Source organism: Burkholderia sp. Ac-20384, assembly GCF_017104605.1.
GTDB classification, from domain to species: domain Bacteria; phylum Pseudomonadota; class Gammaproteobacteria; order Burkholderiales; family Burkholderiaceae; genus Burkholderia; species Burkholderia lata.
This window is the reverse complement of record NZ_JAAGPE010000223.1, coordinates 1-15,881: the sequence shown is the minus strand read 5'-3', so window position 1 is coordinate 15,881 and position 15,881 is coordinate 1. Positions and strand designations below refer to the sequence as shown.

The window sequence follows — 15,881 nt, the reverse complement described above, 5'->3', positions numbered from 1 at the left end:
CCGGCGCGTGCGCCGGCCAGCACGCCGTCGTCGCCGAGATAGACCGCGCGCACGTGCTGCGCGGCCGGCAGCATCGTGATCACGATCGCGCTGCGCGCGGCCGCTTCACGCGGCGAGCCGGCGGCCGTTGCGCCAGCGCGTACCGCGACGTCGACCGCGTGCGCGTCGAGATCGAACACCGTCAGCGCGTGGCCGGCTTTCAGCAGGTTGGCGGCCATCGGGCCGCCCATGTTGCCGAGTCCGATGAATGCGATTTCCATTGACAGGCTCCCGGGGTCAGCGCAGCGCGATCGTCGTGTTCACGCCGCCGGCCGTCGCGTCGTCGTCGAACCAGCGCGCGGTGACCGTCTTGGTCTGCGTGTAGAACTGCACGACCTGCTTGCCGTACGGGCCGAGATCGCCGAGCTTCGAGCCGCGCGAGCCCGTGAAGCTGAAGTAGGGCACCGGCACCGGAATCGGGATGTTGATGCCGACCTGGCCGATGTCGATCTCGCTCTGGAACTTGCGCGCCGCCGCGCCGCTCTGCGTGAACAGGCCCACGCCGTTGCCCATCGGGTTGCGGTTGACGAGCGCGATCGCTTCGTCGAGCGTGTCGGCTTCGAGCACGACCACCACCGGCCCGAAGATTTCTTCCGTGTAGATCGACATGTCGGTCGTCACGCCCGAGAAGATCGTCGGGCCGACGAAGTTGCCCTGCTCGTAGCCGGGCACGTTCACGTTGCGGCCGTCGAGCAACAGCGTTGCGCCTTCCTTCACGCCCTGGTCGATCAGCGACAGGATGCGTTCCTTTGCGGCCTTCGACACGACCGGCCCGACGTCCGTGCCGGCTTCCGCGCCCGCATTGACCTTCAGCGCCTTCGCCTTCTCGACGAGCTCCGGCAGCCAGTCGCGCGCCTTGCCGACCAGCACGACGACCGACGTCGCCATGCAGCGCTGGCCGGCCGCGCCGAAGCCCGCGCCGACGAGTGCGTTGATCGACTGCTCGCGGTGCGCATCGGGCAGCACGACCGCGTGGTTCTTCGCGCCCATCATCGACTGCACGCGCTTGCCGTGCTGGCTGCCGAGGTTGTACACATGCGTGCCGACCCGCGTCGAGCCGACGAACGAGATCGCCTTGATGTCCGGGTGCGTGCAGAGACGGTCGACCACCGTCTTGCCGCCGTGCACGACGTTGAGCACGCCTTGCGGCACGCCGGCCTCGATGGCGAGCTCGACGAGCTGCATCGTCGACAGCGGATCCTGCTCCGACGGCTTCAGCACGAACGTGTTGCCGCACACGATCGCCATCGGGAACATCCACAGCGGAATCATCCCGGGGAAGTTGAACGGCGTGATGCCCGCGCACACGCCGATCGGCTGGCGCAGCGTGTAGGTATCGACGCCGCCCGCGACGTTTTCCGCGAATTCGCCTTGCTGCAGCGTGCCGATCGAGCACGCGTGCTCGACCACTTCGAGGCCGCGGAAGATGTCGCCCTGCGCGTCGGGCAGCGTCTTGCCTTGCTCGGCCGTCAGCGTGTGCGCGATCCGTTCGAGATTGCGGCGCACGAGATCCTGGAACTTCAGCATGATGCGCAGCCGCGCGCCGATCGGCGTCGTCTTCCACGTCTGGAATGCGCGCTGCGCGGACGCGATCGCGGCGTCGACCTCGTCGAGCGTCGCAAACGGCACGCGGCCGATCACTTCCTGCGTCGCGGGGTTGACGATGTCGCCCCATTCGGCGCTTTGCGATTCGACGAACGCGCCGTCGATCAGCAGCTTGGCGGTGGGCAGGGCGAGGGTGGTCTGGGGAACTGCGGCGTTCATGGAACTCTCCGGTAATCGGTGTGACGACAAAAAGGGTGTCTGCTACCGCCGCGCGAGCATGCGCGGCGGGCGGCAGGCTGAACTGAAATCGATCGAAGGCAGGCCGGCGGGCTCAGGCGCGTGCCGGGCGCATCAGCGCGGTACACACGAGCGCGAACACGCCGAAGCCGACGAGGTACGCGATCACGTAATGCGGCTGGCCGCCGCCGGCCTTGAGCAGCGACGTCGCGATCATCGGCGCGAAGCCGCCGCCGATCACGCCGGCCAACTGCACCGACAGCGAGATGCCGCTGTAGCGGATTTCCGCGGGGAACTGCTGCGCGAACAGCAGCGATTCCGGCGCATAGAGGATCGGGAACACGACGCCGAGGCCGAGCACGATCGCCCACCACGCGTACGACGTCTGCTGCGTGCCGAGCATCATGAAGAACGGTGCGGCGAACATGCACATCAGCACGAGGCCGATCGCGAACATCCGGCGCTGGCCGATGCGGTCGCTCAGGTGGCCGCACAGCGGCATCGTGACGAGCGACAGCGCCGCGCCGGCCGTGATCGCGTGCAGCATCTCGGCCTTCGGCAGATGCAGCTGCTGCGTTGCGTAAGCGAGCGCGAACGTGACGACCATGTAGAACCAGGTGTTCTCGGCGGCGCGCGCGCCGACGATCGTCAGCACCTCGCGCGGATGGCGGCGCAGCGCGGCCGTCACCGGCGACTTCTCGGCCTTGCCCTGGCGCTGCATCTTCTCGAAGTCGGGCGATTCGGGCACCTTCGCGCGGATGAACCAGCCGAGGCCGACGAGCGCAATGCTCGCGAGGAACGGCACGCGCCAGCCCCACGACAGCATGTCGGCTTCCGGCAGCGCGGCCACCGCGGCCATCGCGACCGACGACAGGATCAGGCCGAGCCCGACGCCCGTCTGCGGCAGGCTGCCGAACAGCCCCTTGCGGCCCTTCGGCGCGTGTTCGACGGCCATCAGCACCGCGCCGCCCCATTCGCCGCCGACGGCCATCCCCTGCAGGAAGCGCATCGCGATCAGCAGCGCGGCGGCCCAGTAGCCGATGCTGTCGTACGACGGGATCAGCCCGATGATCATGCTCGGCACGCCCATCAGCAGCAGCGTGATCATCAGCATCGACTTGCGGCCGATGCGGTCGCCGAAGTGGCCGAACACGATGCCGCCCATCGGCCGGCCGATGAAGCCCACCGCGAACGTGCCGAATGCGGCGAGCGTGCCGACGACCGGGTCCAGCGACGGGAAGAAGATGCGGTTGAAGACAAGGGCGGCGGCCGTGCCGTAGAGGAAGAAGTCGTACCACTCGATCGTGGTGCCGGCCATGCTGGCCCAGCCGGCCAGCAGGTAGTGCTTCGCGGTGCGGGCGGGCGCCGGCGCTGCGACTGTCGCATGCTCATCGAGGGTGGATCGCGTCTGCATGGTGTCTCCGTGGTGGTGCCGCGGCTCGTGGTCCGCAGGTCACGGTCGAGTATAGTTATGCGCAGATTCATCATGTACCGATAAAGAGACCGGTTGGATGTGCATTTATGCATATCGACGGCCGGCCCGGAGATTCCAGCCCCTTTTTCCCTCGCCGATGCGACACGCCACCGAGCCGGTTTCCGGCAACCTGAACTGGGACGACCTGCGCTTTTTCCTCGAAGTCGCGCGCACGCAGCGCGCGAGCGGTGCCGCGAAGCGGCTGGGCGTCGACTACACGACGGTCGCGCGGCGCATTCGCGCGCTCGAGGCCGCGATGGGCACGCTGCTGTTCGACAAGTCGCGCTCCGGCGGCTTCACGCTGACGGCCGAAGGGCAGCGGCTCGTCGCCTATGCGGACGCGATGGAGACGACCGTGCAGTCCGCGTGCGACCAGGTCGCGAACACAGGCGAGGCGCTGTCGGGCCACGTGCGGATCGGGTCGACGGAAGGGTTCGGCTGCTTTTTCCTGGCGCCGCAGCTCGCGCAGTTTCGCGCCGAGCATCCGCACGTGACGGTCGACCTGCTGCCGGTGCCGCATTTCGTCAACCTGCCCAAGCGCGAGGCGGACCTGGCGATCACGCTCGAGCGGCCCGAGCGCGGGCCTTACGTAGTCACCAAGCTGTGCGACTACCAGCTGCGGCTCTATGCGACGCACGACTATCTCGCGAACCACGCGCCGATTACCTGCACGGACGATCTCGCGCAGCACGCGTTCATCAGCTACGTCGACGATCTCGCGTTCAGCAACGAACTGCTGTACCTGGACCGCGCGGTGCCGGGCGCGACGGCCGGGCTGCGCACGACGAGCGTGATCGCGCAGTATTTCGCGGCGCTGCAGGGCGGCGGGCTCGCGATCCTGCCGTGCTTCATGGCGGCCACGCAGCCGGCGCTCGTGCCCGTGCTGCCGGACGACGTGGTCGTCACGCGGTGCTTCTGGCTGACGTGCCGCGAGGATCTGCGCAAGCTGCGGCGCGTGACCGCGCTGTGGGATTACCTGCGGGCGGCCGCGGACGCGAATCGCGCGCTGCTGTCGGGCGAATCGGGGAAGCTGAGATTCGTCGGCGAGCCGGCATAGCGCGTGACGTGGCCGCGGCGCAGGTGAAGGCGGCCGTGCGGTTCATGGCGTGAACACGACCCGGCGGCGAACCTGCCGGCAAGCGAAGCATTGAAGCATCGGGGAACAGGGGGCGAGACAGATGGCATTGACGCATGCGGGCAAGGTCTTCGTGGTGTGTGTGGCGGTCTTTGCCGTGGCCGCTTATTGGCTCGCGTCGCGCATGGTGCGCCGCCAGTCCGGCGCCAGGCGCGGTGCGAAGGGGGCGCCGAATCGCGGCGCGATCGCGTTCTGGTGGCTCGTGTGCTTTTGCCTGGTGTCGCTGTTCTTCCCGTTCGCGTACTGGATCGGCGACGAGTTCTACGTGCTGGCCGTCTCGCCGAAATACGAGGCGACCGTCGTGTCCTACACGTCCGAGTGGGATACCTGCGAGCGCCGCGACAGCGACGGGCGGACCGAACGGTATCAGTGCCTGAAATACACGTCGATTCTGGAAGCCGCGCTACCCGACGGCAAGCGCGTGGTGATGCCGGGCAACGTCCGTTCCGGTGGCGCGCCGGAAATCGGCGAGCGGATCGATGTCGTGTGGCCGCCCGGTGCGGCTCAATGGCACGAACGCAGCGTGCGCAGCGTCGGGCTGCTGGCCGGCGGCGCGGTGATGGTCGCGATGATCGGGTACTTCCTTTACCTGATCGCGGCGTACGGCGCCGGCCGGAACATCGACGGCGCGGCGCGCTTCGGCGTGACGGCGGTGATGAACGGGCTCGTGCCGCTCGCCGCGCTGCTGATGGAAATCGGGTTCCTGAGCGTGCCTTACCGCTACTGGTTGAAGGGGAATCCGGAGGCGTGGCCGGTGTGGGTGCTGGCGCTCTGCCTGCTGTTCGCGCTCTCGCTGCTGCCGTTGCTGATCATCTACGCGCGAACCGCCTGGCGCGCGGTCGTGAAGTAACGGAGGCGGCTGGGCCGTTGTGCCATCATGTGCGAACCGGCAACCGCCAGGAGACGGTCGTGGAAATTCATTCGCAGTGGACGTTCGATTGCCGGCCCGAGCATGTCTGGCCGCATTTCCTCCATGCCCGGATGGACGATACGCGGCCGTTGCTGTTCCGCCTCGGCGTGCCGAAGCCGGTCAGTTGCCGCGTGCTCGAAGGCGTGCCGGCCGTCGGCAACACGCGGCAGTGCACGACCGATCGCGGAACCATCGACCAGCGGATTCTCGTGCTCGACGAGCATCGCCGGTTGCGTTACCGGATGGTGGCGTCGACGGTGTGGTGCCGCGACTGGGTCGGCCTGCTCGAGGACGAATTCACGCTGACGCCCATCGACGGCGGCAGGACCCGCGTCGAGCGGCGCACCGTGTTCAGTGCGCGGGGCCTGTTCAAGCCGGTTCGGCAGATCGGGTTGTGGCTCGCGTTGCAGCAGGCGCACCGGTATGCGGCCCGTAACTGGCGGCGTCTCGCGATGGCGGCGCAGGGGCAGGCGGTCGCGATGGCGCCGGCGCGCTAGGGCTGGCGCGCAGCGGGCGCGTAGTAGATTTGCCCGATATCCGTGTCACGCACCTGGCCGTTGCGTTCGGCCTGGGTGCGCGTATCGAGGAAATCGAGCGTGCACAGATCCGGCCGGCCCAGCGCCTTCAGGATGCTCGACGTGCGCCACGCCGGCAGCCAGTCGGACCACGACAGCCGCACGCCCACGAGCAGCGCGAGCAGGACGCCCACCGCGAGCGGCCCGCCCAGCAGCATGGCCAGATCGACACCCAGGTCGGAAAAGCCGCCGTCGCTGGTCCATAGCACCAGGATCATGATCGGGATGAGCAGGCAGTTCATGCCGACGAACATCCATTTCCACGCCAGCCACAGGCTGTGCGTGAGGCCTGCCAGCCCTGTGTCGCTGCACGCGTGATCCATCACCATGCGGTGCCGGTCGGGAGACGACAGCGCGAACAGGCGGCCGCGGCGATCGACCACGGCAACCACGTCGTCGCCGACGTCGAAGCACTGCCCGCCCAGGAACCCGCGGTACGACTCGCCGCCGATTTCGATTTCCACCGGAAGCTTCGCGAACAGGATCTTGCCGTTCTTCCCGACGGTCACGAACGCGTTTTCCGAGACGAAAGTCTTGGTCTCGCGCAGGTTCGCGTATGACCACGTGGCCGGATGCTCGACCTTGTCGGCCGCGGCGTTCAACCGGGCCAGGATGAGGTCTTCGTCGGTTTGCTGAAACACCAGTGCGTTGGCGGCGGCCCCGTTGCCGGTGAGTGCTGCCATGACCGGCACCACGTTGTGCGTGAACCAGTAGCCGAGCGATTTCTTGCGGGCTTCAGGGTCGACGGGCGGCACCTGGCGGCTGCCGGCCGTGCCTTGGTCGGGGCGCTCGAGAAAGCGCATCGCGGTCAGTTTGCCTTCGACAAGACGCAGGGGTGACGACATAAGGGTAGGCGGCCGCGACGGGACAGGGTTTGCGGAGTCTACCAGTCGTTTGTCGCCACGCTTGACGCGCTCGGTGCGCCATCCCGCCAGCGCTGCATCGCGGCCGGCCGTGCCGCGATCGCGCGCCGGAATCCGGCATTCAACCCGGGCAGCCCAGCCGGTCCGCGAGTTCGTTCAGGTCCCTGACGTCGAAGTCCCACGTGTCGTCGGCTTTCAGGTCGGTCGTCTGGCCGGGCCCGTGTTCGGTCGGCCGCAGCACGAACGCGGTCGACAGCCCCTGCCGGCGCGCGGCCGCGAGATCGCCGTTGTGCGCGGCGACCAGGCACAGCTCGGCCGGTTCGACGCCGAGAATCTCGACCGTATCGCTATAGACCTGCGGCGACGGCTTGTACGCGCGGACGACTTCCGCACCGAGAATCGCATCCCACGGCAGCCCCGCGCGCTTTGCGACGTCGACCATCAGCCGGATGTTGCCGTTCGACAGCGGCGCGATGATGAAGCGTCGCTTCAGCCGTTGCAGCGCCGCGACGGCGTCGGGCCACGGGTCGAGGCTGTGCCACGCGAGGTTGAGTGTGTCGATGTCGGCGTCCGGCACGTCGACGATCCCGTAGCGGTCGAGCGTGCGGACGAGGTTCTCGCGGTGCAGGACGTCGAGCCGCACGTAGCGGCGACGCCCGCTGCGGATTTCTTCCATCGACGGCGAATATTCGGCCCGCCACGCATCGGCGAATTCGAGTGGGTCGAGCGCGGGGGCGTAGCGATCGAGGAACGCGGCGGCGCCGCGTGCAACGCCGCTTCTCCAGTCGACGATCGTTCCGAAGACATCGAAAACGAGCGCCTTGATTTCGGCAGGGTTCGTCATGGTGATCCAGTGAAGGTCAATCGATGAGGTGTCGAATCGCCGAGCCGCGCGACTGCGCGACGCCGGTTCGATCGTCATTGAATCACGGATACGGAAAGGCGGTTTGAACGGTCGCCGGATCGAGCGGCCCGGCGGCGTGGCAGCGTGGCGCGTGAACTGTCCGCCGGGTGTCCGCGGCGCGCGAGCTTCGTGTGTGACGCATCCGTCATCCTGGGCGGGACCCTGACCCTGTCCGGCCGCCCCGGCTCGGGTTACTCCGGACGCAATTTTCCGACAACCCGCAATAAGCAGATAGCTCTGCACCGGGCCGCTCTCTACCATTCGTCGAACGGCTGAGCGCCGCGCGGATGGCCGGCCTGCGGGCACGACGATCCGGCGCGGCACGCAGGCCGATGGAACGGAGCGCCGCGATGGAGGAGAGGAATCTGCGACCGCGGCGCCGACTCGTCGCGTTGATCGCGACCGTGTCGGCGCTGGGGTTCGCCTACGGTGTGGCACGACATCTGTCGCACGCGTCGACACGACCACCGGGTCGACAGGTCTTTTCCGTCGACGTCGATCGGGACAAGGCGCCGTGGGAGCGATCGGTGATCGCGATTCGCGAAGGCATGCCGGCGCATATCCGGGTGCATTCGCGAGAGGCGGGCGTGCTGATGGCGCATGAAATACCGGGTGCGCTCGCGGCATGCACATCCGGAACCGATCAGTCGATGGACATTCTCCCGGTCGGGATCACCGGGCGCTTTTCGCTGCACTTTCACAGCCGGACCGGCGAGCAGATCGAGGTGGCTGTCATCGAGATATATCCGGACAACTAACGACAAGAACGGATCGAAACGATATTCGAAACGAAGTTCGAAACAGGAGGAGGCAAAGATGCACGCACTGAATCGCCTGGCGATCGCGTTATCGCTCGGGACACTCATGCTCGCCGGCTGCGGCGGAGACGACAACGTCACGACGAGCGCGACGCCCGCCGTATCGGTGGCGGATTACGTCGTGCCGCGCGTACCGGGCTGCAGCGCGGGCGATACGCCCGAGACGGCGCTGCAAGGGCAGGTGCCCGCCGCGCTGCGCCAGTCCGGGTTCGGCGGCTTCAACTGCAACCTGAAGCGTGTCAGCCAGGTGCAGGGCGAGGGCGCGTCGTGGTCGGCGGCGACCTACACCGACCGGCAGGGCCGGACCTGCTTCTACCACGCGACGATGGGCGCCACGCCGGCCTTCAACAACCCCGATGCGCCGCCGCGCGTGAATCCGGGCGTGCCGGTGATCGACATCACCGATCCGGCGAAGCCCGTGCGGGTGAGTTCGCTGACATCCACGGCGATGATCGATCCGTGGGAATCGCTGCGCGTGAACGTCGCGCGCGGGATTCTCGCCGCGGACAACGGGCTGGGTGGCGGTGGCGGCCCCGAAGTCGACCTGTACGACGTGGCGACCGACTGCACGCGCCCGCAGTTGCTCGCCAGTGTTCCTGTCGGTACCGGAGCCGACGGCGGCATCGTCCCTGCCGCCAAGCCGGTCGGCCATGAAGGCGGGTTCTCTCCGGACGGGTTCACGTACTACATCGGGGCGATCGCTTCGAAGTCTTACTATGCGATCGATTTGACGATACCGACACGACCGAAGCTGATCTCGGCGATCACGATGGCCGACCTGGGCTTCGGCGCGGTTCCGCATGGCTTGTCCGTCAGTCAGGACGGAACCCGCGCGTACTTCGTCTCGGTAGGCAATGACGGTGCGGCGTTCGGCTCGGGCGCGCCGCCGCTGGACAACGCGAACTCGAACGGCGACAACGGGTTCTTCGTGGTCGACACCAGCGAAGTTCAGAGCCGGCGCCCCAACGCTCAGATGCACCGGATCGCGACCGTGCCGGTGCGGGACGGCAGTACCGCACAACATACGATCTCGTTCGCCGTGGGCGGCAAGCCCTATGTGGTCGAGGTCGACGAAGGCGGCTCGGGCGGGCTTCAGGATCCGGGTGCGACGGCCGTGAAGGCCGCATGCAATGCCGGGGTGACGCCGTTCCCGCTGGGCCACATCTATGACATGTCGAACGAAGCGGCGCCCAAGCTCGTCTCCGAGCTGCGACTCGAAACGCATGCGGTGCAGAACTGCAGCAAGGTAATACCCGACATTCTCGGCCTTTCCACGTTCACGTACGGGTCGCACTACTGCAGTGTCGACAACCGGGAGAACGCCACGGCGCTCGCGTGCAGTTACTTCAACTCCGGCGTGCGCGTGTTCGACATTCGCGATCCGGCGAAGCCGAAGGAAATCGCGTACTACAACCCGCCTTCTGCAAAGTCGCCCGGTGCGGGCTCCGGACATCTGATGTTCGGTCAATATCGCCCGGGCGGCCCGGACTGGTGTGCGTCGCGTCTCGATTTCGACTTCGACCGCCATCTGCTGACCACCGCGTGCCAGGACAACGGCCTGCTCGTGCTGTCGTTCGAAAACGGCGCGTGGCCGTTCCCCGAAAGCACGAAAGCGACGGAGATCGGCAATTGATGCGCAGCAGAAGCAGACAGGTGGCTCGCGGGCCGTCGCGTGAGGTGGTCGCAACCGGCAGGGCAGGCGCGCGACGCCACGCCCGGCGCAATCCGGGCGTTGCGGCGCTGGCCTTGCTGGCGGCGCTCACCCTGCCGCTGACGTGCTCGGGGTTCGAAGCGGACGTGCACTTCGGTCTCACGTTCTGGCTCGCGAGGCAGGCGGGGTTCGCGTCCGGCGAGGCCGACGCGATTGCGCTCGCCGACCAGCGGATGGATGCCGGCTCGATCGAGTACATGACGTCGCCGCTGCAGTTCGCGTGCCTGTCGCGCTTCGCGCCCGACGCGCAGGATACCCAGGCGGCGCACTATCCGGGCGAGACCCGGGTGCCGGCCGCGGCGGCAGCCCGGGTCGTGGTGCCGGACGGCCCGGCTTCACGGGCTTGGGTCGACGCGACGCTGCGGCGTGCCGAAGGGCGCAACGCGGGATTCATGCTGGGCGAGTTCGGCCGGGCGCTGCATGCGCTGCAGGATGCGTGGGCGCACCAGGGCACGCCGTCCGTACCGGACTGGCGCCGCTACGGCATCGACTGCGACGCCGGCCTCGCGATGGCCGCACCGGTCGAGCGCGGCGGCCCGGCCGGCCACGCCGCCGAGATGACGTGGCGTTGGCCCGTCGATACGGAAGCGATGGCGAAAGCGACGTATCTCCAGATGATTCGTTATCCGAAGATCGATGGCGCGTCGAGAAATGCGCTGCCGTGGGAGCAGGTCCGGCCGACGCTCGCCGGCTTCATCGACGCGCGAACCAAGCACGCGAAGTCCGGCTGGTTCGTCGCGAACGGCGTGACGGACACGTCGTTCCTCGACGGCACGAGCCTGCCGGACGGCCCCGCGTGGCAGGCCGTCCGCTGGCACGGCCGGCGCGACGTGCCGAAGCCGGTCTCGCCGAGCGCGCAATCCGGCGTCGACAAGGGGCTCGCCGATTTCTATGCGCGCTTCTTCAACGACTGGGTGACGACGTCGCCGGTGGACAAGCGCTGGCTGCCCGCGCTGGCCGCCGGCCGCACCGGCAAGCCCGACGGCACGCTGGTCGAGCAGTTGACCGGCTGGCGCCTGCGGGATCACGGCGCCTACCTCGCCATCGGGACGCCCTCGCAGCCGACGTCGAGCGCCAGCGCGATCTTGCGCAACCGTGCGTCGTTCGCGGTCTTCAAATCGCTGAACGATGCGGTGCTGCCGCTCATCGTGGAGGGCGACAAGCCGTCGCCGATCCTGCCTTTCCTGGTGTTTTCGCTGCCGGATTCGGCCGACGGCAACAAGCGTGCCGTCGCGTTGATCAAGCTGCTCGATGCGCCGTACGACACGATCGGCGTGTTGGCGGAGCGAAGCAGCGGGGCCGGCTGGCAGGTCACGGGACTGATTTCGTCATCCGACTACTGATATGCACGACGACTTCGAATACGGTGCGCGCGGCGCGACGGCCCCCGTCAACGTCGACTTCCGGGTACCGCGCTGCAACGCGTGGCGGGCTGCGACGTCCGCGGCGTTCCTCGCATGTGTGCCGACATGCGCCGATGCGCATGCGTGGAATATTCCCTACTACCTGCCGGTGCCGCTGTGGCTCTATGCGTACGCGGCCACCGGCACGCTCGTGGTGTCCTTCATGATCCTGGCGTTCGCATCGGGCTCGGGATCGGGCGCCCGGGTTCCGGACACACGAGCGCCGACGATCCGATGGCGCGGGGAATGGCGGATACCGGCCGTGGCGCTCGCAGCGGGGCAGGCCGCCAGCCTGGGCTTCGTCGTCCTGCTGATCGTGTCGGGCCTCGCCGGCACCCAGAATCCGTTCGTCAACCTCGGCATGTCGGGATTCTGGCTCTGGTTCTATCTGGGGTCGATCTACGTGAGCGCGGTGTTCGGCGACCTCCATGCGCTCACCAATCCGTTCGCGTTGCTGCTGCGGATCGCGGCGCGCGGCATCCCGGCTATCGACACGGGCCGATATCGCTATCCCCGGGGCCTCGCCTCGTATCCGGCGCTGCTCGCGTACGTTGCCCTCATCGCGCTGGAACTGTTCGGCGCGGCAAGGCCGCGAGACGCAAGCCTGTTTCTCGTCGGCTATGCGGCCAGTGCGCTGGCCGGTTCGTTCTGCTTCGGCCGCGACGTGTGGCTCAGGCACTTCGATGCATTCGGCATCCTGTGCGGATTGTGCGCACGACTGTCGCCGCTCGAATGGCGCCGCGTGTCGGCGCGCGAAATCGGCGTCAGGCTGAGGAATCCGGTCGCCGCGATGGCAGCGCAACGGCCGCTGGACACCAGCCTGGTGATCTTCCTGTCGTTCATGCTGTCGTCGACGGCCTACGATGGCCTGCGCGATACGGCCGTGTGGAACACCTTCTTCTGGCGCGGCATCTATCCGCTGATCGTCGCGGTGTTTCCGGCGCTGAAAAACGACTATGCGATAGCGGGAGACCTCGTGCTGGCCGGGCAGTGGGCCACCTTCGCCTTGGTCGGGCTGGCCTACCACGGCCTGTTCCGGTGTTTCTGCGCGCTCGGTGCGGCGGGATCGCGCGCGGCGCTGGATGGCAGCGCGTTTGCGCGGCAGTTCTGCCTGTTGCTGTTGCCGATCGCGCTGTTCTACAACGTGTGTCACTACTTCACGCTGTTCATTGACCAAGGGCGGCAGATCGTTTCACTGCTGTCCGATCCGCTCGGCATCGGCTGGAACCTGCTGTCGATCGAGCCGGCACAGGTCGCGCCGACCGCGCTGCTGATCGACGTCGGCTATATCTGGCATGCGCAGGTCCTGCTGATTCTCGCCGGCCATGTGCTGAGCGTGGTCGTCACGCACGCGATCGCCGTCCGTCATCGCGTGCTGGCCGGCACCGTGGTGCTCAATCAATTGCCGTTGCTGGTGCTGACGATCGCGCTGACGATCAGCGGCCTGTGGATCCTGTCGCTGCCGCTCGCGTGAGGTTCGCGGCACGCGGCTTGAGCCCGGACGGCGAGCATCCCCACCGTTTGCGGAACGTTGCCGAGAAGTGGCTCGTGGTCGAAAAGCCGCACGCGAGCGCGGCTTCGGTCACATCGCATCGTCCGCGTTCGATCAGGTCGCGGGCGGCTTGCAGCCGGGTTTCGACGATGTACTGGTGCGGCGTCATCCCGTTGGCTTTCTTGAAGTTCCGGATGAACGAATACAGGTCGCCGGGATAGTCGACCGCTTCGGCGAGCGTCACGAGCGTCAGCGGATCGCGGAAATGGTCGCGGATGTACTCGACGGCCCGACGCATGCCCTGCGCGTGCGTGTACTCGCGGGCCTTGCGCGTCGACTCGAGATACGACATGCGGCCGAGCGCGGCCGCGCCCAGGGATTCGACGTAGGTCGGCCCCGACGGCATCCCCGCGACCGCATCTTCATGGATGCTCCTGATGATCTGCACGAGCAGATCGTCGTTCACGTCGAAGCGGGGCGCGGCGGGGACGGTCGGCGTGCCGGTCAGCAGGCCGGACTTCGACAGCCAGGACACATCGAAGTGAACGGCGAGCCACTCGATGTCGTTCGACCACCGGCTGGAACAGGCGAAGCCGGGCGGCACGTAAGTCAACGGCGTGCGCATCACGTGCGCGGCCCATCCGCCGCCGTCGGTGCGCATCTCGAACCCGGTCGGCGCGCGCAAGTGCAGTGTGAAGACCGGCTCGGTCGTCTCGAGATCGATCAGCTCCGATGCGTTTGCGATGTAGTGATCGATCGCGACGACGCCGCGCGACGGCGTCGCAAGCTGCCGCTTCCAGCCCGCAGGCGGTTGCCAGTTCGACCGGCGTCCGTCGGGGTGTTTCGCACACACGTAGCTCAACGCTGGCCGGTTCTGCATGCCGTTTCCCTTGATGTTGCCTGGACCCGGGCGAAGCGTGCGCTCGCCGCGATGATCCGTCCTGGAGAATCAGCACACTGTAGGGCGTCATGCTTACTCGATGCTTACCTGTCCCGGCTGACGATGAAAAGGGCAGCCCCGCGTGCGGTCGAACGGAACGACCGCACGGCAGGGGCTTACGGGATGCGGAATCGTCCGATGATTGCCGGTTCCGTCAGGCGGCCGGCCGCCTTCAATGCCACTTGCGGATCTGCACCTGCACCTTGCCGTCGCGGATCGGCATGACGTCGGGGCTGTCGTCGCCGACTTCGCTCGCGATCAGGTCGTTCAGGCGGCCGTTCATCGCGAGCAGCAGCTCGCCGTGCTTGTTCCGGTCCATCGCGAGATTGCGCATCTCGCCCGGATCGCTCGCGATATCGAACAGCTCGACGTCGTTGCGCGCGAACAGGTCCTCCATCGTCGTCGGCCGGTTGAATTCGAGCGGCGAGAAATAGCGCGTGAACCGGTAGCGGCCGTCGAACACGCTGCGGATCGTGCCGCGCAACCGGAAATCCGGCTGCTGCGCGAGCGCGCGGCGCAGCAGCTCGTCCTCCGGCACGCCTTTCTGGCGCAACGTGCCCAGTTCCTTCAGCATCCATTCGCTGTCGTAGTAGAGCAGCATCGCGTAGTTGAACAGCGTGGCATCACGCGCCGCGTGCAGCTTCGCCCCGGCCGGCTTCGCGAGCCAGCGTGTGAGGTCGTGCCCCTTGAGCGCGCTGCCGCGGATCGACGCGAGACGCGCATCGTCGAGGCCGGTGAGCCCGAGCAGGGTCGGCGCGATGTCGATGTGCGACGTCAGCGCATCGCACTGCATGCCGCCCGGATACGCGGGATGGCGGATCACGAGCGGCACGTGGTTCTGCGGCTGGTACGCGGTGGCGCCCTTGCCGACGAGCTGGTGCGCGCCGATGTGATCGCCGTGGTCGGCCGTCATCACGACGATCGTGCGTTCGTCGAGGCCGAGCGCCTGCAGCGACTGCAGCAGGCGCACGACGTGCGTGTCGCAGTCGCGCACGCAGTTGAAGTAGTTGTCCTGATAGATGCGCAGGCGTTCGTCGGTGAACGGATAGCGCCCGACGAGGTTCGCATGCGCGGCGTTGAACATCCCGTGCGCGGGCGGCCGTCCCGGTTCGTCGTACGGCTGCCGCCGCGATGCCGCGAGCGGCTCGTCGTGCCACGACGTGCGATACAGCGCGTCGTTCGGCGGCGGCGCGTTGCCGAGCATCGGGTGGTTCGCGTCCTGCACCGTCGAGCCGTTGGTGTCGGTGTTCACGAACATCGCGTCGTGCGGGTTCACCAGATTCACCGCGAGGAACCACGGCTTGCCTTCCTTTGCGAGACGCGGCGCGTGGTTGCGCATCCAGCTCACCGCGGCTTCGGCCGTGATCCCGTCGTACTGGTAGCCGCCGCGCACCATCCCGATCAGGTCGCCCACGCCGAAATAGTCGTCGAAACCGTACGACCGGATCGTGCGGTTGTAGTCGGCCACCGGCGCCGTGTACGGGCTTGCGGTTTCGTGCATCGACGCGCTCAGGTGCCACTTGCCGAGATACGCGGCGTAGTAGCCGGCATCGCGCAGCATGTGGCCGACGGTGCGCACGTCCGGCGACATGTCCTTCTGCCAGGGCACGCCCGCGTTGTCGAGCACGCCGGTGTGCTGGATGTGCTGCCCGGTATAGACCGTCGAGCGCGACGGCGAGCACACGCACGCGGCGATCTGGTGGTGCATGAACGTGATGCCGTCGCGGCGCAGCGCTTCGCGGCCCGGCACCGGAAACGGCCAGCGGTCGAAATGGCGCTCCTGGTCGGTCAGGATGAACAGGATGTTGTAACCGGCCGGCGGCGCGGCGGGCGCA

Annotated in this window: 14 protein-coding genes; 7 read left to right on the top strand and 7 right to left on the bottom strand. The window is 67.5% G+C overall.

The features are described from left to right. From G3O00_RS30225 to G3O00_RS30215, 3 genes are all read right to left on the bottom strand, one after another. The coding region (locus tag G3O00_RS30225; protein WP_206145212.1) for an NAD(P)-binding domain-containing protein at positions 1–260 on the bottom strand (260 nt) is incomplete at its 3' end. Between the two features lie 16 nt (positions 261–276). Beyond that, complete coding sequence (locus tag G3O00_RS30220; RefSeq protein ID WP_206145211.1) at positions 277–1,803, bottom strand: CoA-acylating methylmalonate-semialdehyde dehydrogenase; 1,527 nt, start codon at positions 1,801–1,803, stop codon at positions 277–279. A 112-nt stretch (positions 1,804–1,915) separates the two neighbouring features. Beyond that, positions 1,916–3,235: an MFS transporter gene (locus G3O00_RS30215; RefSeq protein WP_174930469.1), complete on the bottom strand. Its 1,320-nt coding sequence runs from the start codon at positions 3,233–3,235 to the stop codon at positions 1,916–1,918. A 157-nt stretch (positions 3,236–3,392) separates the two neighbouring features. Between G3O00_RS30215 and G3O00_RS30210 the strand changes: the two genes are divergently transcribed. From G3O00_RS30210 to G3O00_RS30200, 3 genes are all read left to right on the top strand, one after another. Continuing rightward, positions 3,393–4,352, top strand: coding sequence for a LysR family transcriptional regulator (locus G3O00_RS30210; RefSeq protein WP_206145210.1), 960 nt, complete (start codon positions 3,393–3,395; stop codon positions 4,350–4,352). A gap of 121 nt (positions 4,353–4,473) precedes the next feature. Then, complete coding sequence (locus tag G3O00_RS30205; RefSeq protein WP_011355627.1) at positions 4,474–5,280, top strand: hypothetical protein; 807 nt, start codon at positions 4,474–4,476, stop codon at positions 5,278–5,280. Positions 5,281–5,339: 59 nt separating this feature from the next. After that, the gene (locus tag G3O00_RS30200) at positions 5,340–5,837 is read left to right on the top strand and encodes an SRPBCC family protein (protein ID WP_041493615.1); all 498 of its coding nucleotides are present in this window, start codon (positions 5,340–5,342) and stop codon (positions 5,835–5,837) included. On the opposite strand, the gene G3O00_RS30195 is transcribed toward G3O00_RS30200, so the two are convergent. Further along, positions 5,834–6,760, bottom strand: coding sequence for a hypothetical protein (locus G3O00_RS30195; RefSeq protein ID WP_206145209.1), 927 nt, complete (start codon positions 6,758–6,760; stop codon positions 5,834–5,836). The genes G3O00_RS30200 and G3O00_RS30195 overlap by 4 nt on opposite strands. Before the next feature lie 139 nt (positions 6,761–6,899). Next, complete coding sequence (locus tag G3O00_RS30190; RefSeq protein WP_206145208.1) at positions 6,900–7,622, bottom strand: haloacid dehalogenase type II; 723 nt, start codon at positions 7,620–7,622, stop codon at positions 6,900–6,902. A gap of 392 nt (positions 7,623–8,014) precedes the next feature. On the opposite strand from G3O00_RS30190, the gene G3O00_RS30185 reads away from it, so the two are divergent. The 4 genes from G3O00_RS30185 (at position 8,015) to G3O00_RS30170 (ending at position 13,088) form a co-directional block, all read left to right on the top strand. Then, positions 8,015–8,440: a hypothetical protein gene (locus G3O00_RS30185; protein WP_206145207.1), complete on the top strand. Its 426-nt coding sequence runs from the start codon at positions 8,015–8,017 to the stop codon at positions 8,438–8,440. Between the two features lie 58 nt (positions 8,441–8,498). Next, a complete protein-coding gene (locus G3O00_RS30180) occupies positions 8,499–10,133 on the top strand; it encodes a hypothetical protein (RefSeq protein WP_206145206.1) in 1,635 nt (544 codons plus the stop codon). A 113-nt stretch (positions 10,134–10,246) separates the two neighbouring features. After that, complete coding sequence (locus G3O00_RS30175; protein WP_241025405.1) at positions 10,247–11,554, top strand: DUF6765 family protein; 1,308 nt, start codon at positions 10,247–10,249, stop codon at positions 11,552–11,554. A 1-nt stretch (position 11,555) separates the two neighbouring features. Continuing rightward, positions 11,556–13,088 (top strand): hypothetical protein, encoded by a 1,533-nt coding sequence (locus G3O00_RS30170; RefSeq protein ID WP_241025404.1) that lies wholly within the window; start codon positions 11,556–11,558, stop codon positions 13,086–13,088. Here the strand turns inward: G3O00_RS30170 and G3O00_RS30165 are convergent. Both G3O00_RS30165 and G3O00_RS30160 read right to left on the bottom strand, forming a co-directional pair. Beyond that, on the bottom strand, positions 13,051–13,986 hold the full coding sequence (locus G3O00_RS30165; protein ID WP_206145205.1) for an AraC family transcriptional regulator: 936 nt from the start codon (positions 13,984–13,986) through the stop codon (positions 13,051–13,053). The two genes, G3O00_RS30170 and G3O00_RS30165, sit on opposite strands and share 38 nt — an antisense overlap. A 232-nt stretch (positions 13,987–14,218) precedes the next feature. After that, positions 14,219–15,881, bottom strand: a 1,663-nt coding sequence (locus tag G3O00_RS30160) for a sulfatase-like hydrolase/transferase (protein ID WP_206145204.1), incomplete at its 5' end; no start/stop codon positions are given.

Bases quoted from the DNA above. Each gene is read 5' to 3' on its own strand.
- G3O00_RS30220 (WP_206145211.1), bottom strand. From the start codon at position 1,803: ATGAACGCCGCAGTTCCCCAGACCACCCTCGCCCTGCCCACCGCCAAG.
- G3O00_RS30210 (WP_206145210.1), top strand. From the start codon at position 3,393: ATGCGACACGCCACCGAGCCGGTTTCCGGCAACCTGAACTGGGACGAC.
- G3O00_RS30190 (WP_206145208.1), bottom strand. From the start codon at position 7,622: ATGACGAACCCTGCCGAAATCAAGGCGCTCGTTTTCGATGTCTTCGGA.
- G3O00_RS30170 (WP_241025404.1), top strand. From the start codon at position 11,556: ATGCACGACGACTTCGAATACGGTGCGCGCGGCGCGACGGCCCCCGTC.
- G3O00_RS30205 (WP_011355627.1), top strand. From the start codon at position 4,474: ATGGCATTGACGCATGCGGGCAAGGTCTTCGTGGTGTGTGTGGCGGTC.
- G3O00_RS30185 (WP_206145207.1), top strand. From the start codon at position 8,015: ATGGAACGGAGCGCCGCGATGGAGGAGAGGAATCTGCGACCGCGGCGC.
- G3O00_RS30165 (WP_206145205.1), bottom strand. From the start codon at position 13,986: ATGCAGAACCGGCCAGCGTTGAGCTACGTGTGTGCGAAACACCCCGAC.
- G3O00_RS30195 (WP_206145209.1), bottom strand. From the start codon at position 6,760: ATGTCGTCACCCCTGCGTCTTGTCGAAGGCAAACTGACCGCGATGCGC.
- G3O00_RS30215 (WP_174930469.1), bottom strand. From the start codon at position 3,235: ATGCAGACGCGATCCACCCTCGATGAGCATGCGACAGTCGCAGCGCCG.
- G3O00_RS30180 (WP_206145206.1), top strand. From the start codon at position 8,499: ATGCACGCACTGAATCGCCTGGCGATCGCGTTATCGCTCGGGACACTC.